This is a genomic window from Sphingobium sp. AP49 (assembly GCF_000281715.2).
Classification (GTDB): domain Bacteria; phylum Pseudomonadota; class Alphaproteobacteria; order Sphingomonadales; family Sphingomonadaceae; genus Sphingobium.
In genome coordinates, this window is sequence record NZ_CP124576.1 from 1,907,337 (window position 1) to 1,929,129 (window position 21,793).

At 63.6% G+C, this 21,793-nt stretch carries 22 protein-coding genes; 8 read left to right on the forward strand and 14 right to left on the reverse strand.

Annotated elements, in window-relative coordinates:
- Positions 1-36 precede the first annotated feature (36 nt).
- Both lpdA and PMI04_RS09260 read left to right on the forward strand, forming a co-directional pair.
- Positions 37-1,452, forward strand: a complete 1,416-nt coding sequence (gene lpdA / locus PMI04_RS09255) for a dihydrolipoyl dehydrogenase (RefSeq protein ID WP_007704657.1) — start codon at positions 37-39, stop codon at positions 1,450-1,452.
- Positions 1,430-2,071, forward strand: a complete 642-nt coding sequence (locus PMI04_RS09260; RefSeq protein ID WP_037485163.1) for a phosphatase PAP2 family protein — start codon at positions 1,430-1,432, stop codon at positions 2,069-2,071. The genes lpdA and PMI04_RS09260 overlap by 23 nt, the downstream gene beginning before the upstream one ends.
- On the opposite strand, the gene PMI04_RS09265 is transcribed toward PMI04_RS09260, so the two are convergent.
- The 12 genes from PMI04_RS09265 to PMI04_RS09320 all read right to left on the reverse strand — a co-directional run bounded on the left by PMI04_RS09265 (position 2,045) and on the right by PMI04_RS09320 (position 12,334).
- A complete protein-coding gene (locus PMI04_RS09265) occupies positions 2,045-3,475 on the reverse strand; it encodes a DUF2142 domain-containing protein (protein WP_007704653.1) in 1,431 nt (476 codons plus the stop codon). The two genes, PMI04_RS09260 and PMI04_RS09265, sit on opposite strands and share 27 nt — an antisense overlap.
- A 102-nt stretch (positions 3,476-3,577) precedes the next feature.
- Positions 3,578-4,747 (reverse strand): CatB-related O-acetyltransferase, encoded by a 1,170-nt coding sequence (locus tag PMI04_RS09270; protein WP_007704649.1) that lies wholly within the window; start codon positions 4,745-4,747, stop codon positions 3,578-3,580.
- Entirely contained in the window at positions 4,744-5,691 is a 948-nt protein-coding gene (locus tag PMI04_RS09275; RefSeq protein ID WP_007704647.1) for a hemolysin family protein, read from the reverse strand. Before PMI04_RS09275 ends, PMI04_RS09270 begins: the two co-directional genes overlap by 4 nt.
- 8 nt (positions 5,692-5,699) lie before the next feature.
- Complete coding sequence (gene ybeY / locus PMI04_RS09280; RefSeq protein ID WP_007704646.1) at positions 5,700-6,212, reverse strand: rRNA maturation RNase YbeY; 513 nt, start codon at positions 6,210-6,212, stop codon at positions 5,700-5,702.
- 24 nt (positions 6,213-6,236) lie between these two features.
- Positions 6,237-7,238: a PhoH family protein gene (locus tag PMI04_RS09285; RefSeq protein WP_007704645.1), complete on the reverse strand. Its 1,002-nt coding sequence runs from the start codon at positions 7,236-7,238 to the stop codon at positions 6,237-6,239.
- 101 nt (positions 7,239-7,339) lie between these two features.
- The gene (gene miaB / locus PMI04_RS09290) at positions 7,340-8,704 is read right to left on the reverse strand and encodes a tRNA (N6-isopentenyl adenosine(37)-C2)-methylthiotransferase MiaB (protein WP_007704644.1); all 1,365 of its coding nucleotides are present in this window, start codon (positions 8,702-8,704) and stop codon (positions 7,340-7,342) included.
- A 9-nt stretch (positions 8,705-8,713) separates the two neighbouring features.
- Positions 8,714-9,397, reverse strand: a complete 684-nt coding sequence (locus tag PMI04_RS09295; RefSeq protein WP_283184874.1) for a lysophospholipid acyltransferase family protein — start codon at positions 9,395-9,397, stop codon at positions 8,714-8,716.
- 79 nt (positions 9,398-9,476) lie between these two features.
- Complete coding sequence (locus tag PMI04_RS09300) at positions 9,477-9,899, reverse strand: Fur family transcriptional regulator (protein ID WP_007704962.1); 423 nt, start codon at positions 9,897-9,899, stop codon at positions 9,477-9,479.
- 124 nt (positions 9,900-10,023) lie between these two features.
- Entirely contained in the window at positions 10,024-10,449 is a 426-nt protein-coding gene (locus PMI04_RS09305; protein WP_007704960.1) for a MucR family transcriptional regulator, read from the reverse strand.
- Between the two features lie 114 nt (positions 10,450-10,563).
- Positions 10,564-11,043: a GNAT family N-acetyltransferase gene (locus tag PMI04_RS09310; protein WP_007704957.1), complete on the reverse strand. Its 480-nt coding sequence runs from the start codon at positions 11,041-11,043 to the stop codon at positions 10,564-10,566.
- The gene (tsaB, locus tag PMI04_RS09315; RefSeq protein WP_007704953.1) at positions 11,040-11,666 is read right to left on the reverse strand and encodes a tRNA (adenosine(37)-N6)-threonylcarbamoyltransferase complex dimerization subunit type 1 TsaB; all 627 of its coding nucleotides are present in this window, start codon (positions 11,664-11,666) and stop codon (positions 11,040-11,042) included. Before tsaB ends, PMI04_RS09310 begins: the two co-directional genes overlap by 4 nt.
- An 89-nt stretch (positions 11,667-11,755) precedes the next feature.
- Positions 11,756-12,334: a NifU family protein gene (locus tag PMI04_RS09320; protein ID WP_007704950.1), complete on the reverse strand. Its 579-nt coding sequence runs from the start codon at positions 12,332-12,334 to the stop codon at positions 11,756-11,758.
- Positions 12,335-12,438: 104 nt separating this feature from the next.
- Here PMI04_RS09320 and PMI04_RS09325 point away from each other — a divergent pair, with 104 nt between their 5' ends.
- From PMI04_RS09325 to PMI04_RS09340, 4 genes are all read left to right on the forward strand, one after another.
- Entirely contained in the window at positions 12,439-13,104 is a 666-nt protein-coding gene (locus tag PMI04_RS09325) for a DUF4328 domain-containing protein (RefSeq protein ID WP_007704946.1), read from the forward strand.
- A 66-nt stretch (positions 13,105-13,170) separates the two neighbouring features.
- Entirely contained in the window at positions 13,171-13,641 is a 471-nt protein-coding gene (locus PMI04_RS09330; RefSeq protein ID WP_007704943.1) for a pyridoxamine 5'-phosphate oxidase family protein, read from the forward strand.
- A gap of 280 nt (positions 13,642-13,921) precedes the next feature.
- Positions 13,922-15,304, forward strand: coding sequence for a DEAD/DEAH box helicase (locus tag PMI04_RS09335; RefSeq protein ID WP_007704940.1), 1,383 nt, complete (start codon positions 13,922-13,924; stop codon positions 15,302-15,304).
- A 133-nt stretch (positions 15,305-15,437) separates the two neighbouring features.
- Positions 15,438-18,332 (forward strand): M16 family metallopeptidase, encoded by a 2,895-nt coding sequence (locus PMI04_RS09340; RefSeq protein WP_007704936.1) that lies wholly within the window; start codon positions 15,438-15,440, stop codon positions 18,330-18,332.
- 26 nt (positions 18,333-18,358) lie between these two features.
- On the opposite strand, the gene PMI04_RS09345 is transcribed toward PMI04_RS09340, so the two are convergent.
- Positions 18,359-18,529, reverse strand: coding sequence for a hypothetical protein (locus PMI04_RS09345; RefSeq protein ID WP_007704932.1), 171 nt, complete (start codon positions 18,527-18,529; stop codon positions 18,359-18,361).
- 241 nt (positions 18,530-18,770) lie between these two features.
- Between PMI04_RS09345 and PMI04_RS09350 the strand changes: the two genes are divergently transcribed.
- Both PMI04_RS09350 and PMI04_RS09355 read left to right on the forward strand, forming a co-directional pair.
- The gene (locus tag PMI04_RS09350) at positions 18,771-20,069 is read left to right on the forward strand and encodes an amidohydrolase family protein (protein WP_007704930.1); all 1,299 of its coding nucleotides are present in this window, start codon (positions 18,771-18,773) and stop codon (positions 20,067-20,069) included.
- Positions 20,066-21,193 carry a glycosyltransferase family 1 protein gene (locus PMI04_RS09355; protein ID WP_007704927.1) on the forward strand — a complete coding sequence of 376 codons (1,128 nt, stop codon included), beginning with the start codon at positions 20,066-20,068 and terminating at the stop codon, positions 21,191-21,193. Before PMI04_RS09350 ends, PMI04_RS09355 begins: the two co-directional genes overlap by 4 nt.
- Here PMI04_RS09355 and PMI04_RS09360 read toward each other — a convergent pair.
- Positions 21,190-21,777, reverse strand: coding sequence for a TetR/AcrR family transcriptional regulator (locus PMI04_RS09360; protein ID WP_007704922.1), 588 nt, complete (start codon positions 21,775-21,777; stop codon positions 21,190-21,192). The two genes, PMI04_RS09355 and PMI04_RS09360, sit on opposite strands and share 4 nt — an antisense overlap.
- Positions 21,778-21,793: the final 16 nt, after the last annotated feature.

Below are 21,793 nucleotides of genomic sequence, written 5' to 3' on the forward strand. Positions count from 1 at the left end.
CGGCCTGACCAAGATATCGAAATAGCGAGAGAGACCATGGCTGATACCTATGACCTGATCGTCCTCGGCTCCGGCCCGGGCGGCTATGTTGCCGCCATCCGGGCGGCGCAACTGGGCCTCAAGACCGCGATCGTGGAGCGCGAAAATCTGGGCGGCATCTGCCTCAACTGGGGCTGCATTCCGACCAAGGCGCTGCTGCGTTCGGCCGAAATCTTCCATTATATGCAGCATGCCAAGGATTATGGCCTGGTTGCCGAGAAGATCAGCGCCGACATCGAAGCGGTGGTGAAGCGCTCGCGCGGCGTCGCCAAGCAGCTCAATCAGGGCGTCACCCACCTGATGAAGAAGAACAAGATCGCCGTCCACATGGGCGATGGCAAGCTGACCGGAAAGGGCAAGCTGACCGTCACCAAGGACGGCAAGAGCGAAGAGCTGACCGCCAAGCATATCATCATCGCGACCGGCGCCCGCGCCCGCGAACTGCCGCAGCTGAAAGCCGACGGCAAGCGCGTATGGACCTATCGCCATGCCATGACCCCGGCGGAAATGCCGACCAAGCTGCTGGTCATCGGATCGGGCGCGATCGGCATCGAATTCGCCAGCTTCTACAACGACATGGGCGCCGACGTGACCGTGGTCGAGATGATGGACCGGATCGTGCCGGTCGAGGATGCCGATGTCTCGGCCTTCCTGGAGAAGGCGGTCAAGAAGCAGGGCATGACCGTGCTGACCAGCGCGAAGATCGAGAAGATCGCCGCAACCGACAAGGGCGTGACCGCGACGATCAAGGACAAGGCCGGCAAGGACACCACCACCGAATATAGCCATGTCATCGTGGCGATCGGCATCGTCCCCAATGTCGAGAATATCGGCCTGGAAGATGTCGGCGTCGAGCCCGACCAGCGCTATCATATCAAGACCGACGCCTATGGCCGCACCAATGTCGACGGCATCTGGGCGATCGGCGACGTCACCGCGCCGCCATGGCTGGCCCACAAGGCGAGCCATGAAGCCGTCACCACGGTCGAGGCGATCGCGCAGGCGCTGGGCAACAAGGATGTCCACCCGCATGCGATGGACGTGCGCAACATCCCGGGCTGCACCTATTGCCACCCGCAGATCGCGTCGGTGGGCCTGACCGAGGCCAAGGCCAAGGAAGCGGGCTACGACGTGAAGGTCGGCATGTTCCCCTTCATCGGCAATGGCAAGGCGATCGCGCTGGGCGAGGCCGAGGGCTTCACCAAGACCGTGTTCGACGCCAAGACCGGCGAACTGCTGGGTGCCCATATGATCGGCGCGGAAGTGACCGAGATGATCCAGGGCTTCACCATCGGCAAGACGCTGGAAACCACCGAAGCCGAACTGATGCACACGGTGTTCCCGCACCCGACCATCTCGGAATCGATGCACGAAAGCGTGCTCGCCGCTTATGGGCGTGCGCTCCATATCTGATCGGCGGCAGATGCTGAAAAAAGGCGCGGGGATATTCATCCTCGCGCTTTTTTGCGTGCTGGGAATCGCGCTGGTGCAGCGCAATGGTCTGCTCGACGATCTGAACATCGGCCTGATGGGCTGGGCCGGGCAGGGGCGAGAGACGGCGCTGGGCGGGCAGGTGACGATGGTCATGCGGCTCGCCTCGGCGGTCGGCGGCACGGCGATCCGCATCATCCTGTCGCTGATCGTGCTGGGGGCGCTGGTCTTTACCGGGCGGCGCGCGGCGGCCTTGTGGTTTGCCGGGGTGGAGATTGGCGGCACTCTGCTCAACCTCCTCCTCAAGCAGATATTCGCCGCGCCGCGGCCCGACCTGCTGCCGCATCTCGACATCGTGCACAGCTATAGTTTCCCCAGCGGCCATGCGGCGGGGAACATGATGTTCTTCGGCGCGCTGGCGATGCTGGCCGGGCGACGCTGGGCCTATGGTGCTGGCGGGGCGATGATCGCGCTGATCGGCGCCAGCCGGGTGTGGCTGGGCGTGCATTGGCCAAGCGACGTGATGGCCGGATGGATCGAAGGGCTGGGCTGGCTTGTGCTGTGCGCGGTCTGGCTACCAGCGCGGCGAGGGCAGCAGTAAGGCGCGGGCGATGCTGCTGTGCGGCGGCATGCCGTCGGCGGTGACGAAGCCATGGACCCAGAAACTGTCCCAGGCGCTGAGCATCGCGATAATGAGCAGGAGCAGACCCGCGCCGGCGCAGAGCAGGCGGGCGCCACGCAGCGGCTGGGCCGGCATCAGCGCCAGCAGCACGAGCGGCAGTAGTGGCAGGAAGTAACGACCCTGCGTGCCCTGCACATAATCGGCGCCGAGTGGCGTGCCGGTGAGGTACATGGCGGTTTCGATCAGCAAAGCGGTGCCGGCCGCGATCGCCAGCCACCATAGGCGCTGGCCAATACCGAAACTATCCCCTGATCCGCCCAGCACCGCGCTGCCGAGCATCAACAGGGCGAGCGGGTAGGCCAGCAGCGGCAGCAGGATCGCATTCCAGCCGAAGCGACCGACGATCTGCAGCGCATAGACCGGCGCACGTTCAACGATGCTGGAAAACAGGGTGCGGGCATAGGTGGCAGGGTCGGCCAGGATGACGGCCAATTGCTGGCCAAGCGGCGCGGTCAGCACGCTGTCCCCGGTCTTGCGCGAGGTGATGTGATAGAGCGCCTGGCTTCCGCCGTTCGCCTTCATCCAGACAGCGAAGATGACAGCCCCGAGCAGCATTGCACCGAGGATGAGCGCATTGCGCGACAGGCTGTTGCGGGCGGGCCAGCGCAGGCCTGCCGCCATCAGCGGCAGATACACGCCCTTCGCCAGCGCCAGTAGCGGTCCCGTAATCAGCATGGTGAGGGAACTGGCGCGCTCCGGCCCAAAAGAGCCAACCCGCAACGCCAGCGCGAGACCAAGAAAGCCGACCCCATTGATGACAGCATCGGGTGACAGAGACCCTGCCTGATAGCAGAAGGTGGGGAGCAGCGCGGTGGCGAGCAGCGCCATCCGTCCAAAAGGGATCAACTGCAACGCGGCGGCGAGCAGCAGCAGGGCCGTCAGGGCATTGACGAGACGGCCGATATAGAAGGCGCCGAGATGCGGCAGGCCAAGCGCATCGCCGATCAGGATACCGGCCGTTCCGGGCGCATAGAGGGTCGGTGCGTAGCTGGCGACATTGGGAAACTCGGCAAAGCCCGTGCCCGGGCGCGCGGAGTCGGCGGTCCAGGCCTTGTCGATCATCGCCCGATCATAGCGATGATTCTTGCCGTCCGGCTCTGTCGGGAAATCGATCGCATGCAAATCAAGCGCCGCCCGCGGCAGATAGGTGCCGATCCGCACATCATGGCTTTCCGTCACTATATGGCCCCGGGAGAGGGCCAGGGCCTTCATATAATGCTGGTTTTCGTCCGGTGCCTGGAACGGAGGAGTAATGAAGGCGAAGAAAAAGGTTACGAGACAAGTCGCGATGAACAGAATATTTTCGATATAGTTGCGGCTCATGTCCCTACCGGTCGTACAGATCGATTTACAGTATGGACGTCTATCGTTAACATTCCACAATGGAAATGGCACATCGACCAGATCGATGGATCATGCCCCGGATTATCCCGTCCGGTCGGCTATGGCGGTATCCGGCGCAGACGCTGCGGCAAGAATATCCTCAGGGTAGATATAGGCCGGCTCAAACAAGGGCAGGCTGGTTGCCGAATCGAGAAAGTCGAGAAACTGCGCGGGGTCGCGATAATCGGCCTGGCGGAAGATGGCCGGCGAATGACGCCACCAGGCCGATCTGAGCATCCGTTCGATAATGTCGGGCGTGAAGCGGTACCGGATGATCCGTGCCGGTACCCCTCCCACAATCGCGTAAGGCGGAACGTCGCGGGTGACCACGGCGCCGGCGGCGATGACCGCGCCCGTCCCAATGGTGATGCCACGGGCCAACTGGACATGCTGCCCAATCCAGACGTCATGCTCAATGACGGGCGCGGGCGCAAATTGATCGGGTGGTGGCACGGGCACGAAGCCATCCAGCCCGAAATCGTCATGCGCCGCCCGGAAAGCCAGATAGCCTTTGGACCCGACATCATAGGTGAACGAACTTGATGTCGCCCATTCCACCGGATGCCGGTCGCGGAAAATGTCGAGGCCAAGGGCGATGGAGCAATAGCGTCCGACCTGCATATCCAGGGGTAAGGGACTTTCCGAATAGGAGAAGGCCCCCATGGCGCACAGGGTGGTGCCAGCCGCGAAGCAGCTATAGGGTTCGATCGCGGCGCAACGGGCCATGGCAAGGATGGCATCCCGGTCAAGGCGGCGCTCCTGCCGACCAAAGAAAATGCGATGGCGGGAAAACGCCGCCAGCACCGAATCCGACAGGCGCAATTTCCATTTCTGCCCGTCGCGCGCATCAGGCCATTGTTGAAAATCCGCGTCATCCGCAGGGGCTGGCGGCGATATCTGGCGCAGAATGTGGCGAGCAAGCCCCGATGCGGCGCCAGCGACATAATCGCCTGTCAATGTCCAGCGGCCACGCACCAGTTCGGCATCGGTGAAGATGGTGGTGGTGGCGCCATCCGCGCGCTGAAAATGCAGTGCGCCGTCAACAACCGTCCACCATCTTTCATTGGGATGGTCGCGTCCGCCGATCCGATTGCCGGCATCCAGCCGGATATCGCCCAGATAACGGCTGTTTTCACGACCAAACCACCAGTGGCTGCCCTCCAGCGATTGCACGCTGAAAGGCGGCGTGATGGTCTGCAGTGGCGTCTTCAAGCGTCTTCCGGTGCGGGTTCCTGTTCCACCGGCGGGTGGAGCCGCAGGCGGGTGACGCGACGGCCGTCGCTGGCCAGGACTTCCAGCTTCCAGCCGCTCTGCTCGTGCGGGATGATCTCGCCGGGTTCAGGCACGCGGCCGGCGAGCACGAAGGCAAGACCGCCCAGCGTGTCGACATCTTCCTCGATATCGCCCAGCTTTGCGTCGATTTCTTCGGCAACATCGTCCAGTTCAGCCCGGGCGTCGGCGTCCCACATGCCGCCTTCCAGCGGCACGAGCATCGCCTCGGGCGCGTCATCATGTTCGTCCTCGACGTCACCGACGATCTCTTCGACCAGATCCTCGAACGTCAACAGTCCCTCGGTGCCTGAATATTCGTCGAGCACGATAGCCAGATGCGTGCGCTTGGCCCGCATTTCGGCGAGCAGGTCGAGCGCGCCCATGCTTTCGGGGACATAGAGTGGCTGGCGGATCAACGGCTCCAGGCTGTCGGGAGCGGGTGACCTGCCGGCGAGGATCGCGAAGGCATCGCGGATATGGACCATGCCGATGATCGTATCGAGCGTCTCGCGATAGACCGGGATGCGGCTATGGCCGGCCTCGGCGAACAAGGCCGCCAATTCGGCGAAGCTCGCCTTTTCCTCGATTGCGATAATGTCGGCACGTGGCACGGCGACGTCGTCGACCGTATGTTCGGAAAAATGCAGCAGGTTGCGGACCATCTGCCGCTCGATCGCGGACAGGTCGCCCTTGGCGGGCGGGGCCGCGCCCTCTTCCTGCTCATCCTCATCATATTCGTCGAGCGCCTCTTCCAGTTCCTTGCGGAGGCTGGGGGCTTCATTCTCGCCGAACAGGAGCGACTTCAGGCCGCTCCATAAACCGCCCTCGTTACTACTGTCCGCTTCCTTGGAACCGGCGCTATCCTTCGGGCTGCCTTCAGCCATCGTTCTTCCTATTCCCCTGTATCTCGATCCCCATAGGGATCAGAAAGGCCCAGGCTCAGGAGCGCGCGGATTTCCAGCGCTTCCATCGCCTCGGCCTCATTGTCGTCCATATGGTCATATCCAAGCAAATGAAAAGTCCCGTGGACGATCAGATGCGTGGCATGATCGGCGACCGATATCCCTTTTTCCGCCGCTTCGGCGGCGCAGACCCCCTCGGCCAGGACGATATCGCCCAGCAGCACCTCGCCATCGTCGGTATTGGCGGTCACCTCCAGCAGGTCTTCCTGCACCATCGGGAAGGACAGGACGTTGGTCGGCTTGTCCTTCTCGCGATAGGCGCGGTTGAGCTGATGCACCTCATCGTCGTCGGTCAGCTTGACCGCGACTTCATAGAGCGTGGCGTCGGTCGCGAACGCGGCATAGGGGCTGTGCGCAATGGCAGCCGAAACCGCCTGTTGCGCGAGAAATTCCCAGTCCGTACCGGGCCAGCCTTCTTCATGAAGGACAGCGACTTCGATCATATATTTTAGATCCGTTGTGAAGATTTACGCATCCGGCCCCTCATAGGCCTGGACGATGCGGCCGACCACCGGATGGCGGACGACGTCGCCGATGCCGAAGGGGACCATGGCGATACCCTCGACCCCGTCCAGCCGCGCGACCGCGTCGGCCAGGCCCGAAATTCCCGGCTGCGGCAGGTCGACCTGCTTGGGATCGCCGCAGATGACCATGCGGCTGCCTTCGCCGAAGCGGGTCAGGAACATCTTCATCTGGGCGATGGTGGTGTTCTGCGCCTCGTCCAGCACGATGAAGGCATTGGCCAGCGTACGGCCGCGCATGAAGGCGAGCGGGGCGATCTCGATCTCGCCGCTGGCGATCCGCCGCTCGACCTGTTCGGCCGGCAGCGTGTCATGCAGCGCGTCGTAGATCGGGCGGAGATAGGGATCGACCTTTTCCTTCATGTCGCCGGGCAGGAAGCCGAGCTTCTCGCCAGCCTCGACGGCCGGGCGGGAGAGGATCAGGCGGTCGACGCTGCCGGTGATGAGCTGGCTGACTGCCTGGGCGACGGCCAGATAGGTCTTGCCAGTGCCGGCCGGGCCGAGCGCGAAGATGATGTCGTTCCGGGTCAGCGCCTCCATATAGGTGACCTGGGTGGCAGATCGGGGGACGATCGTCTTCTTGCGGGTGCGGATCATCACCTTGGGCGGCTCGGCGACGTCATGACGGATGATGCCGTCCAGCGTCGGTTCGGCCGACATGGCGATCACCGCTTCCACCGCGCCGCTGTCAATTTCCTGCCCGGCGACGATGCGGTTGTAGAGGCCAGTCATCACGTCCCGGGCGCGGGCGGCGGCTTCGGCCTCGCCCTCGATCTGCAGCTTGTTGCCGCGCGCGGCGATATAGACGCCGAGGCGATTTTCGATCGCGACCAGATTCTGGTCATATTGGCCGAACAGGGCGCCCAGGAGGTGCGGCTTCTCGAACGTGACTTCCAGGCGCGCGCGCTCGGCGATGTCGGTGCGGGGATGGTGTGGTTTCTTGCCCATTCAAAAGCCTCCCAAGCTCGTCATACATCTCGTAAGGACCGGCCATTGCCGTGGGTCTGGGAGATGGCTTCCCAACGGTGCGGGAATGACGAGGCTTTGGTTCAAGCGGCTTTCCTCCTGCTGATTTCGCCGGCCAGGCTATTGGGGCCAGCGCTGATGATATCGACATCGACCATGTCGCCAATGGCATATTCGGGCGCGGTGACATGGACGGATTGCAGCCAGGGCGTCTTGCCGATCAGCTGGCCGGGATAGCGGCCCTTGCGTTCGAGCAGGATGCTGGTGGTGCGGCCCACCGTGGCGCTGTTGAAATCGACCTGATGGCGGTTGATCGCGGCCTGCAGCCGGGCCAGCCGTTCGTCCATCACCGCAGCCGTGATCTGATGATCCATGTCCGCCGCCGGGGTGCCGGGGCGGGGGCTGTATTTGAAGGAATAGCATTGGGCGTAGCGCACTTGCTCGACGATCTTCAGAGTATCCTCGAACTCCGCGTCGGTCTCACCGGGGAAACCTACGATGAAGTCGCCTGACAGGGCGATGTCCGGCCGCACCGCGCGCACGCGATCGATGATGCGCAGATAGCTGTCGACGCTGTGGCTGCGGTTCATGGCCTTGAGGATACGGTCATTGCCCGACTGCACCGGCAGATGCAGGAAGGGCATCAGCTTGGGCTCGTCGCCATGAGCGGCGATCAGGCCGTCGCTCATGTCGTTGGGATGGCTGGTAGTGTAGCGGATGCGCTCCAGTCCGCCGAGCCGGGCCAGTTCGCGGGCAAGACCATCCATGCCCTGCAACCGGCCCCGATCGTCCTCGCCGGTCCAGGCATTGACGTTCTGGCCGAGCAGGGTGATTTCGCGCACGCCGCCATCGACCAGCGCCTTCGCCTCGTCGAGGATCGCGGTCCAACTGCGGCTGATCTCCGCGCCGCGGGTATAGGGCACGACGCAATAGGTGCAGAATTTGTCGCAGCCTTCCATGATCGTCAGGAAGGCGGTCGGCCGGGCCTGCTTGGTGCGGCCGGGCAGGGCGGCGAATTTGGAATTGGCCGGCATGTCGGTGTCGACCGCCTCCTCGCCGCGCTGCGCCTTGCCGATCAGGTCGGGCAGGCGGTGATAGGCCTGCGGGCCGACGACGATGTCGACATTGCGGGCGCGCCGCTGGATCTCGCCGCCCTCGGCCTGGGCAACGCAGCCGGCGACCGCGATCATCGGGCGGGTACCATCCTCGCGGGTCAGGCGGCCAATGTCGGAATAAACCTTGTCCACCGCCTTTTCGCGGATGTGGCAGGTGTTGAGAATGACGAGGTCGGCCTCGGCGCCATCGGCAGCGGCGGTCATGCCGCGCTCGCCCAGCATTTCGGCCATGCGCTCGCCATCATAGACGTTCATCTGGCAGCCGAAGGATTTGACCTGGAAAGTGGCCGGACCCTGGCCAGCGGTATGTTCGGGGGCATCGTTACGATTCATGCGGTCCAGCTATACAGGGGCTTGGCGCGAAGAGGAAGGCGGCAGGTGCGCGGCGATGCTGGCGGCGATCCGCTGGTGCGCAGTGGCCGCCAATATCTTGCGATCGGCGCAGCTGGCGGGATCGAACGGCTCCAGGAACCGGATGGTGACGGGCAGGATGCCCTTGCGCGCCAGCAGCCGTTTCGCGTTGGCGCCAGCCGGTTCATCGCCATGCCATGCAATCTCCGCCGTGGCGGCGCCATAATCGATATGGACCGGCTGGATCATCACGGCGCGGGGCGGCGGCATCAGCACGGCGAGCAGCGAGGGCTTGAAGGGCAACAGGCCGCTGCCGTCGCTGGTCGTGCCTTCGGGGAAGAGGGCGACGGGCTGATGGCCGGCAAGCGCGGCGCGCAGCGCATCGAGCTGGCCCGACAGGCTGCCGCGTTTCTCACGCGAGACGAACAATGTGTTGTTCTGGGCGGCGAGCCAGCCGATCACCGGCCAGCTGGCTATGCCGTCATGGGCGACGAAGGCGGCGCCGGTGGCGTCGGCCAGGGCCAATATGTCGACCCAGCTGACATGATTGGCAATCAGGAACATGTCGCTGGAGGCCGGCTGTCCTTCCAGTCGAACGCGAGCGCCGACACAGCGTGCCGCCATGCCAAGGAAGCGGCGCGGCCATGGGGAACGACGGCGGGCGAGCCGCCACATGAGATGTGGCGGCAGGCATAGCAGAAGGCTGCCGGCGAGGGCGGCCGTCCGGGCGGCACGGCGCGCTGCGGCGCCGATGTCAGTTCTTGCGGTCGAGGGCGACGCCGTACAACTCCATGCGGTGGTCGACCAGGCGGAAGCCCAGCTTCTCGGCGATCTGCTTCTGCAATTGTTCGAGCTCAGGATCGACGAACTCGATGACATTGCCCGTCTCCACATCGATCAGATGATCATGGTGGGATTCGGGGGCTGCTTCATAGCGGGCGCGACCATCACCAAAGTCATGCCGTTCGAGAATGCCGGCCTCCTCGAACAGGCGAACGGTGCGATAGACCGTCGCGATCGAAATGCCCGGATCGATGGTGGATGCGCGCTTGTGCAGTTCCTCCACGTCGGGATGATCCGTGGCATCGCTCAGCACTTGCGCGATGACGCGACGCTGTTCGGTGATGCGCAGGCCCTTTTCGTGGCAGAGGGCTTCGACGTCGATCTTGCGGTTCATGCGGGGGGGCTGGCTCACTTATGGGGAAGGAAAATCCAGACCAGCCTAGCGCCTTTTCCCCGAACGGAAAAGGGGCGCATCGTCGATGCGCCCCCATCCCCGTTAAAAGTGCGCAGGCAGATGCTTATTTGCTGCCACGGGTCCGGCGGCGCTTGGTGCCAAGGCCGATCTTCTTTGCCAGCGTGCGGCGCTGTTCCGCGTAATTGGGGGCAACCATCGGATAGTCGGCCGGCAGGCCCCACTTGGCGCGATAGTCGTCGGGGGTCATCTGATAATGGGTCATCAGATGGCGCTTGAGCATCTTCAGCTTCTTGCCGTCTTCCAGGCAGATGATGAAGTCGGGCTTGATCGACGCGCGGACCGACACGGCGGGTTCCGGCTTCACTTCGGGCACGACTGCCGGAGTCGAGAGGCCCGACAGTGCGGCATGCACATTCTGGATCAATGTCGCCACGTCCGACACAGCAACGCTGTTGTTCGATACATGTGCTGCGACGATGTCGGAGGTCAAAGTGATGAGCAATTCGCTCTGCGCCGATTCGATTTCCATTTTTTTGTTTCCTGCAAAGGCGTTGTACTGTGCGACCCGCCCGAGGAAAGTCGTTTCAAGAGCGGTATGCGTGGGCTAGACCTTAAGGACGTGCTTCGCAAGAGCTGACTTGCCCTAGATAAGCATGTCGATGCGGAAACTCAGGGCATCATGAAGTTTACCATCATTGCCCCGATAGTATCCGGGGCGTCGATGTACATATTCGAAACCTATATTCTCATAGAGCTTTATCGCGTTGTTAGTAGCGCGGACTTCCAGGTTCATCGATGTGATGCCCCGACGACGGGCCGTGTTGAGGCTGTCCACCAGCAAAGATCGCCCAATGCCACGGCCACGCCATAATGGGTCGACCGCGAGCAGCAGCAATTCGCATTCGTCGAGTACCGACCGGATCAGCGCGAATCCCAGGGGCGCGGCGTCGACTCGGGCAAGTGTGAGCCATGTGCCGGGCATCGTCATGACGCCGGCAAGCTGCGGCAACGTCCAGGCCTCGCCGAAAACCGGATCGAAGGCGCGGACCATGACCGTCATCGTGTCCGCGAGCGCGTTGCGATCGCCATCGTCGTAAGAATCGAGAATCAGGCCAGGGGTCATGAAGGCGTGCGCTCCGTCATTGGCTTGGCGTCCGCATCGCGGCCATAAAGGGGCGTGGGGGCGAGCGGCGGCAGGTCGGCGATCAGGCCATAGGCCGATGCGTCGGGGTAGAGGGGGATGGCCATGCCCGTGCCGCGCGCCGTCACCAGCGCTTCGGCGCCGGGGCCATACAGCCGGGCCATGTCGAGCCTTTGGGCCAGGGCGGTGATGGGGGTGGAGGCGGGATCGCTCGTCGCGACACGGCCGTCGGGGCCGAAGCTTTGCCAGAACAACTCGCCATGCCCGCCGGTGATGGTGACGGCGATCGGTCCGCCGTCATGGTCGCGGACAGCCATGGCCGCGATCAGCGACAGAGCGCTATAGCCATGTAGCGGGATCGACCAGGCGAGCGCGAGCGCGCGGGCGGCAGCGATGCCGATGCGCACACCGGTGAAGCTGCCTGGGCCGATATCGACGGCGATGGCATCGGCGCGCCCGCCGTCGGGCAGGCCGGCAATCGCGGGCAGCAGCGCCTCTGCATGGCCGCGACCGACGATTTCATGAAAATGGCCGATCGGCCGACCGTTTTCCAGCAGCGCGACGGACAGCGCCTGCGTGGCGGTGTCGATGACCAATAGGCGCAAGAACTACTCCCCTGAGAGCGCTGCTCAAACTGCAGGCCTGTCAGCGGTTAGTCGATCCGACGCGATTTGCCAAACCGGCGAACCTATTGTCAGACCGCACGCACCTCGGTCACTTCGGGCACATAATGTTTGAGCAACTGCTCGATGCCGTTCTTCAGCGTCGCACTGGAGGAGGGGCAGCCGGCACAGGCCCCCTGCATGCGCAGGAATACGGTGCCCTTGTCGAAGCCGCGATAAATGATGTCGCCGCCATCATTGGCGACGGCGGGACGCACGCGGGTTTCGATCAGATCCTTGATCTGATCGACGATCTCGGCATCTTCCGGATCGTCAGCAAAACCTTCCTCTTCGGCCGGAACGCTGATGCCGGCGGCGCTGCCGGGGGCAAAAAGCGGCATGTTGGCGGAGAAATGGTCGAGCAGGATCGAGAGAATTTCGGGCTTCACATCCCGCCATTCGGCGCCCGGCGCAATCGTCACCGAAATGAAATCGCCGCCGAAAAAGACGCCGGTGACGTCGCCCAGGCCGAACAGCGCGTCGGCCAGCGGCGAGGCTTCGGCTTCCTCGGGCGTAGCGAAGTCGCGCGTACCCGTGGCGCCCATGACGGCCTGGCCGGGCAGGAATTTGACGGTCGCCGGATTGGGCGTGAGTTCGGTCTCGATCAACATGGCTGCTATGTGGCGATGCGCGCGGTGGAGATCAAGCGGCTAGGGGGCTTGTCAGGCGTCTTTTCGCCGGGCACGACCGCCCACTTTGTTGGGAGGGGGAAATAATGACCGATTGGGGGCAGGAATTGCAGGGAAATTCCGGTTGGGCAAAGTTGACAGTGGCGGTGCTGGGCGTGCTGGCGCTGGTCGAGGGCGCCATGGCGGTTTCGCGCATCGTCACGATATTCATGCTGTCGAAGGTGCAGGGCGGCCAGGTGCTGGACATGGCCGAGGCGCGGGCCGACGATGCGCGCACCCAGGGGCTGGCAATCCTCTATCTTCTGCTGCTGTTCGGCACGGCGCTGGTCTATTGCATCTGGCTCTATCGCGCGTCGAAAAATGCCCATGTGCTGAGCGGCGGGGCGATGGAATGTACGCCGGGCTGGGCAGTCGGCTGGAATTTCGTGCCCTTTGCCTGCCTGGTGAAGCCATTCCAGGCGGTGGTCGAGATTTGGAAGGTCAGCGGTAATCCGCATGATCCCGAAAGCGTCCTCTATCCCGAATGGCTGCTGCGCGGCTGGTGGGGATTGTGGCTGGTCGGCAATGTGGCCAGCAATGTCGCGTTCCGCTTCGCCGATCCGGAGCATCTGGACCTCTATGTCTCCAGCCTCTGGGTCGATATCTTCGCTTCCGTCTGTGGCGTTTGCGCCAGCCTGATGCTCGCGATGATCGTGCGGCGCATCCAGGCGATGCAGGGCGACGCCCAAATGGTGGCGCACGTCTTCGCCTGACGGGCCGGGGGAACTTCGCACCGGCCCAGCCATTGATCGGGAAAGCCCGTCCAAAGGAGATCGATCATGAGCGCAGAGGAAGATATTCGCGAACGGTTCTGGACCGACCTGTCGAGCAGCCCGTTCCTGATGGTCGGGCTGGAGGACGGCAACGCGCATAGCGTGCCGATGACGGCCCAACTCGACAAGGACGCCAATCATTGCTTCTGGTTCTATACCAGCCGCGACAATCGCCTTGCGCGGGGCGGGCCGGCGATGGCGCAGTTCGCGGCGAAGGATCATTATCTCTTCGCCTGCATCGCAGGCGTGCTGGTCCCCGAAAGCGATGAGACGATCATCGATCGCTATTGGTCGAAGCAGGTCGAGGCCTGGTATCCGGGTGGCCGGCATGATCCCAACCTGCTGATGCTGCGGTTTGACCTTGGCGCGGCGGAGATCTGGCGGGCGGACCTGTCGATCAAGGGGGTGTTCAAGATGATGTTCGGTGGCGATGTCCGTGCGGAACTGCAGGACAAGCATGCCGAAATCCGTCTTTAGGCCTTTGATCGGTGCAAGCGGGCGCGGGGGAAGGCCCTATGACCGCTTGCCTTTCCGGTGCATTTGCACCATATGTGCGGCAGCGCAGCATGGCCCTGGTGGCCCCATAGCGATTGGTAGCGTGATCGTCCCCGGCCCTGACAGGCCAAGGGGACCGGCCAATGACAGTCTGCGCTAGCCCAGAGGCTTCCCTTTTCACGCGGGTCGTTTCGTAACCCGCCTCGCGCCCTTCCTGCGTCCGCAGAGCAAGTTGGCGCCAAGGCCGACTTGTGAGTTTTTCATGCAGTTCAATGAACTTGGTCTTTCCGAGCCCATCTTGAAGGCGCTGTCCGCCAAAAATTACGCCACCCCCACGCCGATCCAGCAAAAGGCGATCCCCGTCCTGCTGGAAGGCCGTGATCTGTGCGGCATCGCCCAGACCGGTACCGGCAAGACCGCAGCCTTCGCGCTGCCCAGTCTCGATTATTTTGCCCGCAACCCCAAGCCGACGCCGATCAAGGGCTGTCGCATGCTGGTGTTGTCGCCAACCCGCGAACTGGCCGCACAAATTGCGCAGAGCTTCCGCGATTATGGCCGTTTCATGCGCCTTTCGGTCGAAACAGTGTTTGGCGGCGTGCCCATCGGCAAGCAGATCCGCGCCCTTTCGGCGGGGGTCGATATCGTCGTCGCCACGCCGGGCCGCCTGCTCGACCTGATCGACCAGCGTGCCTTCACCATCAAGGACACGGAAATCTTCGTCCTCGACGAAGCCGACCAGATGATGGACATGGGCTTCATCCACCCCTTGAAGCGCGTCGCCAAGATGCTGCCGCGCGATCGCCAGAACCTGTTCTTTTCGGCCACCATGCCCAAGGAGATCGAGGCGCTGGCCGCCCAGTTCCTGAATGATCCGGTCAAGGTCAGCGTTGCGCCGCAATCGACCACGGCCGAGCGCGTCCGCCAGCAGATGACCTTCGTCAACCAGGCGGAAAAGCAGGCGCTGCTGCATATCGTGCTGAAGACCGAGGAGATCGACCGCGCGCTGATCTTCACCCGGACCAAGCATGGCGCCGACCGGGTCGTGCGCTTCCTGGAGGGCGCGGGCATCGATGCCTTTGCGATTCACGGCAACAAGAGCCAGGGCCAGCGCACCACCGCGCTGCAGGCCTTCCGTCAGGGCAAGGTCAAGCTGCTGGTCGCAACCGACATCGCCGCGCGTGGTATCGATGTGTCGGGCGTCAGCCATGTCATCAATTTCGAGATTCCGAACGTGCCGGAACAATATGTCCATCGCATCGGCCGGACGGCGCGCGCCGGCGCGGACGGCATCGCCATCAGCTTCGTGGCGGATGACGAGCGGCCCTATCTGAAGGCGATCGAGCGGGCGACCAAGGTGAAGCCCGAAATCGTGCCGTTGCCGGAGAATTTCCTGGAGGCGGTGCGCAGCCTGCCCAAGCCGGCCGCGCCGCGCAAAGGCCCCAGCCAGACGCCGCAACAGCAGGCCAAGCGGGCCGAGGGGCAGCGTCGCTATCAGGATGGCCAGAAGCAGCAGCGTGGTGGTGCCGACCGGGCGCATCGCCCGGATTCGGAGGGTGGCGAAAAGAAGCCGTTCCGTCGCCGCCGCCGGAGCGGTGGCGTAGGTGCCCACAAGGGTGCGGTCCAACGCACCGGCGCGCCGCGCTGATCGATCAAAGCATGAGTTGCGGGCCGGCGCGGATCATCTGCGTCGGCCCGACATGTTATGGGCGCCTGCCTTTGCGGTCCTGACCATCTTTGTCAGTGGTCATTCAGGAAAATGCCGTTAGGCTGACGGGCCTATGAGCTTTTCTCTCCGGCGTCCTGCCGCTTCGCTGTCGGTCCTTGCCCTGCTGCTGTCGGGTTTTCCTGCCTCGCTGGCAGCCAGGACCGAAACCGCAACCACTGTCGCGGCAACGCCCGGATCGACCCAGGCGCAGGTGCGGCCCTGGCTATATGAAAATAGCGACGTTCCCATCGATGCGGCCTGGCGGTTCGGAATCCTGCCCAACGGGGTCCGCTATGCGATCCGGCGCAACGGTGTGCCACCGGGGCAGGTGTCCGTACGCTTGCGGATCGATGCCGGTTCGTTGATGGAACATGCCGATGAGCTGGGTTACGCCCATTTCATGGAACATCTGACCTTTCGCGGCTCCCAGCATGTGCCCGACGGGGAATCGAAGCGGATCTGGCAGCGGCTGGGCGTGACATTCGGCAGCGACAGCAATGCGCAGACCACGCCGACCGGCACGACCTATGCCCTCGACCTGCCGCAGGCCACCCAAACGAGCCTGGGCGAGAGCCTGAAGATCCTGTCGGGCATGATGGCAGACCCCAATATCGTGGACAGTGCGGTCAATGCCGAACGCGCGGTGGTACTGGCCGAACGGCGTGAGGGCGATGGGCCGCAGATGCGGATTTCAGACGCCAGTCGCCAGCATTTCTTCGCCGGCCAGCCGCTGGCGGACCATAGTCCGATCGGTACCGTCGCGACGCTCAACGCCGTGACGGCGGCCAAGATGGAAGCGTTCCACCAGCGCTGGTATCGACCCGAAAACGCGGTAATCGCCATCGCCGGCGATATTGATCCGGCGATGGCGGAGCAATTGATCAGGGACAATTTCGGGAATTGGCAGGTCCAGGGCAAGGGAGCGGAACTGCCCGATTTCGGTGCCCCCGATGCCAAGGCGCCGGCCACCCGTGTCGTCGTGGAACCGGGGGCGCCCACCGGCCTCACCATGGCCTGGCTGCGCCCATGGAAGCCGCATGCCGATACGATCGTCTATAATCAGGACAAGCTGACCGACATGCTGGCGCTGCAGATCGTCAGCCGCCGCCTGGAGCAGGCCGCGCGTGCCGGCGGCAGCTTTCTGCAGGCCGGCGTCGACCAGCAGGATGTCAGCCGGTCCGCCGACGGCACGTTCGTCACGATCATTCCGACCGGTGACGATTGGGAAAAGGCGCTGCGGGATGTGCGCTCGATCATCGAGGATGCCAAGGCCGCGCCGCCGACCCAGCAGGAAATCGATCGCGAATATGCACAGATGGACACGGCGCTGGCGATCCAGGTGGAAAATGCCGATACCGAACCGGGGGCCAAGCAGGCGGGCGATCTGGTCAGCGCGGTCGATATCCGCGAGACTACGGTCAGTCCGCAGGCCGCGCTCGATATCTTCCGGTCGGGCAAGGCGGCGATGACACCGCAGAAGATTCTCGATTCGACCAACCGCCTGTTTTCGGCCGGCGTGTTCAGGGCCATGCTGGTTACCGGCAAATTGCTGCCCGGTGTCGACAAGGCGCTGGCCAGCGCGGTGGCCGCGCCGGTCAAGGCGGCGACGAACGCGCGGCTGGCCGAAAAGGCCGTGACCATGGACGACCTGCCGAAATTCGGCGCGCCGGGTACCGTCCTGTCGCGCACCCCGATCGGCTTGCAGGGCATGGAAACCGTCACCTTTTCCAACGGTGTCAAGCTGACCCTGTTCGCCAATGATGCCGAGACCGAGAAGGTGCGCATCAATGTGCGCTTCGGTCATGGCCAGCAGGCCTTTTCGCCGACCAAGCCGGTGCCGAGCTGGGCGGCGGACTATGCGCTGGTGGCCAGCGGCATCGGCAAGCTGGGCCAGCGCGAATTGGACGACCTTACCAATGGCCGCCGCATGGGCATGGGTTTTGGTGTCGATGATGACGCATTTGAAATGCAGGCGGTCACGCGCCCGGCCGACTATCAGGATCAGTTGCGGCTGTTTGCGGCGAAACTGCTGCAGCCGGGCTGGGACCCCGCGCCTATCGCCCGGGTGAAGACCGGGGCGACCGTCGCTTATGATGCGATGTCGCGCGCCCCCGACTCCGTGCTGGCACGCGATCTCAACTGGCTGCTGCATGACAAGGATGTTCGTTTCCGGACCCCGTCCAAGGCGGAGATCGAAGCCCTGACGCCGCAAAGCTTTCGCCAGACCTGGGAGCCGATCCTGGCGTCCGGCCCGATCGAGATCCAGATTTTCGGGCAGGTGAAGCCAGAGGATGCGATCAACGCGGTCGCTGCCACTTTCGGCGCGCTGCCGCCGCGTCCGGATGTCCCGGTGCCCGCAGCCAACAAGGTGCAGCGCTTCCCGGCGCATGTCGATGCACCGGTGGTGCTGCGGCACAAGGGCGACAAGGAACAGGCGGCGGCGGTCATGGCATGGCCGACCTCAGGCGGTTTCGCCATGACGAAGGAAGCGCGTCAGCTGGAGATATTGACCCAGATATTCAACGACCGGCTGTTCGACCGGCTGCGTTCGACCGAGGGGGCGGCCTATTCGCCCAGCGTCCAGAATAGCTGGCCCTTCTCCTATGACGGTGGCGGCTATATTCTGGTGACCAGTCAGGTGCGGCCCGATCGCATCAAATATTTCTACAGCGTGGTGGAAGAGACGGCGGCGGATCTGGCCAAGACGCCGATCAGCGCCGACGAATTGCAGCGCGCTGTTGCGCCGATGCGCCAACTGCTGATGCGGGCGAGTACCGGCAATGCGTTCTGGATGAGCCAGATGGAGGGGGCCACGCATGATCCGCGCTATGTCACCGCCATGCAGACGATGAGCCAGGATATGCTGAACGTCACGCCGGCCGACATCCAGGCGCTTGCCAGGAAATATCTGGTGGCCGGCAAAAGCTGGTCGGCGGTGGTGCTGCCGGAGGGTGTCGCCGCCAAATAGGCGGCGGCATCCTGGCAAGGCGGTCGTCAGGCTTGCGGGGCGGCGGGCGCATCCCGATCGATCAGTTGCTCATAGAGTCGGACATATTCCAGATGGAGGTCGCGGATCGTGGGATTGCGCGATCGCGCTGCGAGCTTGCGATTGCGATCCAACCGCATCTCGAAATAGGCACGGTCATAAGGTGAGCCTAAGTCCATAAATTCCCTCCATTATGTTGCAATTCCAATGCACTGGAAGGGGCATGGTTGCGGCGTTGCAGCATGGATATGGTCTGAATGCGACGGGCGGAGGGCTGGGCGGGGTCGATGGTCACGGCCCATTGAGCGGCGGCATTGCGAATAGTCCTTGCCGCTGCCGGTGCTTCGCCGCTACGCCGGGGCGCAGATGGAGTGCCCAGGCACTTGCGCTGCAATTCTTGCTGCTGGGGGGCATGCTTCTATGACGTTCAGGACCCTTATCGCGACCGACAAGGTCGGTGGACTATTGTGCGCGATGGCGCTGGCATTGGGGTCTGCGGTACCGGCAGAAGCGGAGCAGGTCGTGGTGACCGCCGACCATATGGTCGATGTGCTGGCCGGCCGGACGGTCGACCATCCCGCCATCTTCATCACCGACGGGCGCATCACCAGCATCGCCGATGCCCGCACCGTGCGCTGGGGCAGCGACGTCAAGCATATCGACCTGTCGGGCAAAACGGTCCTTCCGGGCCTGATCGATATGCACGTCCATCTGACGGCGCTGGCGGAGGTGGGCGGCTATCAGGGGCTGCGCTATACCGACAGTTTCTGGACCGCCGTCGGCGTTGCCAATGCGAAGACCACGCTGAAGGCCGGCTTTACCACGGTGCGCAACGTCGGTTCGGCCGATTTCGCCGATGTCGGGCTGAAGCAGGCGATCGAGGAAGGCTATATTGCGGGGCCGCGCATTATCCCCGCCGGCTATGCGATTGGCGCGACCGGCGGGCATTGCGATGGCGGCGGCCTGCCGCCGTCGATGGACCACAAGGAGCCGTCGGTGGTCGACAGCCCGCAGGAGGCGCGCGCCAAGGTGCGCTGGCTGCACAAATATGGTGCGCGGGTCATCAAGATCTGCGCGACCGGGGGCGTCTTTTCACTGGGCGATTCGGTTGGCGCACAGCAGTTGAGCTTCGAGGAGATGAAGGCGATCGCCGATGAAGCGCATATGCTGGGGCTGAAGGTTGCGGCCCATGCCCATGGCAATGACGGTATTCGTACCGCGATCGAGGCGGGGATCGACACGATCGAGCATTGCAGCCTGGCCGATGACGAAACGATCAAATTGGCCGCGCAAAAGAAGACCTGGTTCGACATGGATATCTATAATGACGATTATATCCTGGCGACCGGCACCGCGAATGGCACCGAGCAGGAAAGCCTGGACAAGGAAAAGCTGATCGGGCGGCTGCAGCGCGAGACGTTCCGCAAGGCGGTGAAGGCGGGCGTGCCGATGCTGTTCGGCACCGATGCCGGCGTCTATCCCCATGGCGACAACGGCAAACAGTTCGCCAAAATGGTCGAATGGGGCATGACCCCGATCCAGGCGATCCAGGCGGCGACGGTCAGCGGCGCCAAGGCGCTGGGGCAGGAGGGGGATGTCGGGGCGATCGCGGTCGGCCGCTATGGCGACATTGTTGCGGTCAAGGGTGACCCGCTGCAGGACGTCACGGTGCTGCAGCATGTGACCGATGTGGTGAAGGGCGGCGTGCTGGTCGAATGAGCCTGCGTGTCATATTGTCGGTGGAAGCGCTGGAGCCGCGCCTGTCGGGGATTGGCCGATATAGCTGGGAACTGGCGCAGCGCATCGGTGCCGCGCCCGAGGTCGACGCCGTGCGTTTCTATCGCAATGGCGACTGGATCGAGGATCCGTCGCGGCTGCTGATCCCGGACGGTATTCCGCGTCGCCACAAGGTCCATCGCTGGCTACGCAACCGGACCAAGGGGCTGCGGCGCTGGCGCGATGGCCTCATCGCGCGGGGCCATCTGTTTCACGGCCCCAATTATTTCCTGCCGGAAATCGGGGAGGGCGGGCTGATCACCGTCCATGACCTGTCGGTATTCCGTTATCCCGAAACCCATCCGGCCGAAAGGCTGCGCTATTTCGAGCGGGAGTTTGCGGCCAGCTTGGCGCGCGCGGCCCATATCGTCACGGACAGCGCCACGACCCGGGACGAGGTGATCGACTTCCTGTCCATCGCACCGGACCGGGTCACCGCGATCCCGCTGGCAGCCAGTCCGGCCTTCATGCCCCGCGCGGCAGCGGAAACGTTACCTGCCCTGGCGCGCTACGGCCTGTCTCCACAAGGCTATGCACTGTGCGTATCGACCGTTGAGCCGCGCAAGCGGATCCCGCATCTGCTGCAGGCCTGGGCCGCGCTCCCGCCATCCGTACGCAACCGCTGGCCGTTGATGGTGACCGGGGGCGCGGGCTGGCTCAGCGATGACGTTCAGGCGCTGATGGCACAGGGCGCGCGTGAAGGCTGGGTCCGCTATCTCGGCTTCGTGCCGGAGGAGGATTTGCCCTTGCTCTATGCCGGTGCTGCGCTGTTCGTCTATCCGTCTGTCTATGAAGGCTTTGGTCTGCCACCGGTCGAGGCGATGGCGAGCGGAGTGCCGGTGGTCGTCGCCAATGCCTCCTGCCTGCCGGAGGTGACGGGCGGCGCGGCGATGCTGGTGGAGCCGGAGGATGTGCCCGCCTTCGCTCTGCGATTGGAGCAGGCACTGGTCGATACGGATTGGCGCAATATGGCGCGTAATGCAGGGCTTGTCGTCGCGGCCGGCTACGGCTGGGACCGGTGCGCGCGGGAGACTGTGGCACTCTATGGACGTGTGGCGGGCGCCTAACGCACCGCCTTCAGTCCCGCGACGATCATCTGTGCCGCGCGGCGGGCAGAGGCCTCCGCGCTGAGGTTGGGGCGCGACAGGCTGCGATGGCCGAGGCCGAACATGCAGGCCAGGATCATTTCCTCCGCACCATCCAGCGCCTCGCCCGATAGTTCCGGATTGGCGGCGCAGGCGAAGTCACGGATATCATTGCGGAAACGCCCGCACATCGTGCCGATCATCTCGCCAACGGTCTGATTGCGAAAGCTTTCGGCCAGGATGTCGAACGACAGCGCCTCATCCTTTTCATCGATGACCTGCAGCATCAATTGCTCGAACGTCGCATCGATGCTCAGTTCGCCACTGTCCAGTCGCTTGCGCAAAATATCGACATCCTCCGCCCACTGATCGGCGTCGGTATGGACAATGGCCTCGATGATATCTTCCTTTCCTTTGAAAAGCCGATATATTTGCCCCACTGATACCTGCGCGGCGGAAGCGAGTTCGGCCATGGACGTCTGGTGGAAACCATGGCTGTTGAACAGGTCTCGCGCCGCCGCAAGAATACGGTCGCGACTGCTTTTTTCATGCTGCGCTGCAACCATTTTACCCTCGGAAAGT